Origin of the sequence: Bacillus sp. AY2-1, assembly GCF_008368965.1 — a bacterium.
Lineage (GTDB): Bacteria > Bacillota > Bacilli > Bacillales > Bacillaceae_G > Bacillus_A > Bacillus_A thuringiensis_S.
Genome location: NZ_QPEL01000137.1, coordinates 1 through 1262 on the forward strand (window position 1 = coordinate 1; position 1262 = coordinate 1262).

Sequence of the window (1262 nt, forward strand, 5' to 3'; positions counted from 1 at the left end):
CTGTCCCCGCACCTGCTGTAATCATTAAGTTATCAGTATGCGGCGTATGAACTGCTATATACTGACCTAAATTAAACTCCGGAAACGCTGGAGACAATATATTCTTTAAAAAGGATGCCTCTACCTCCCCGTCTTGGATAATTCTTGTATCCACTGAAAGGAGTGTCTCTTTTGTTTGAAAAACTTGAAGTTGAAATTCATCACAAAAATCCTTTTGCAATGCAAGCCAACTCGTAGAAATAGAAAACGTACTAAAGATATAGATTTTTAAGCCTTCCTTTAATAATTTATCGATTTCCTCTTTTTCTTTGTGAAATTGCTCCTCACTAGTAAAAACATATAAATTAGAGAACCGTTTTTGTTTTTCGCTTTTTATTTCATCTGTTTTTTCCCTTGCCAAATCTCTAATATAAAAGTGTTTTTTTAATGCATCCCATTGAGAATCCTGTAAATTCAATCTTGCTTTATATATATTCATACGCTCAAGTTTTTTAATCCAAGTCCCTTGTTCAAAGTCATCTTTAAACAATATAAAAGGAGTATTTAACAATTGATTAAAACCACGCTCTATCCATTGTTCACTCGTAATATAAGGTAAGGCTACTACCGCTCGCTTAGAAAACGCTCGATTCAGACTGTCCTTTTTTTCAATATCATCACACAACATATTTAATTGTTGCTCTGCTTGGTTAAAAGGCTCGCCTTTAGATACATAATAATCTTTAGTAAAGTGCCATATATGACCTTGTATTCCCTGAATTTGCTTTATATTTATTCCTTTTACTTCAATTACAGTTACACCAATCTCACGATCAACTAATAAAATATCTATTTCTCTTTTACTAGCATGATTTTCCTTGAACATTGGAAAATGCAAAAAGCCAAAACTTTCACGCTCAATGAATACTGATTTTACTTTTCTCCAAACGTAATGCTCCGCATCAATACCTGGCCGATACTCAACCATTCCTTCAATAAACAATTTGTACAAACCCCCAAATAAAAAACATTAGTATTATTATACTAAACCTTTAATCTAAAATAGATAATTTTTTACAAATTAATACATACTTTGGTATTTTATATGGTAATTAACTTCCATAGTTAGAATCTGAATTATAATTTCCCTTTAGCTCGATTAAAGTTTAATCTATCTATTTTCCATAAAACAGTTAGAATTCTTTTATTAGTATAATATCCGAAGATATTGATTATGCCATATAGATGACATTTTATATTGTACCAATAAATAATACATAAGT

The 1262-nt window shown here is 30.7% G+C and carries 1 protein-coding gene; it reads right to left on the reverse strand.

Annotated features, from left to right (window positions below; genetic code table 11):
• Positions 1 to 982 (reverse strand): NERD domain-containing protein (locus tag DN403_RS25095; protein WP_346655099.1); only part of this gene is annotated, 982 nt, incomplete at its 3' end.
• Positions 983 to 1262 lie beyond the last annotated feature (280 nt).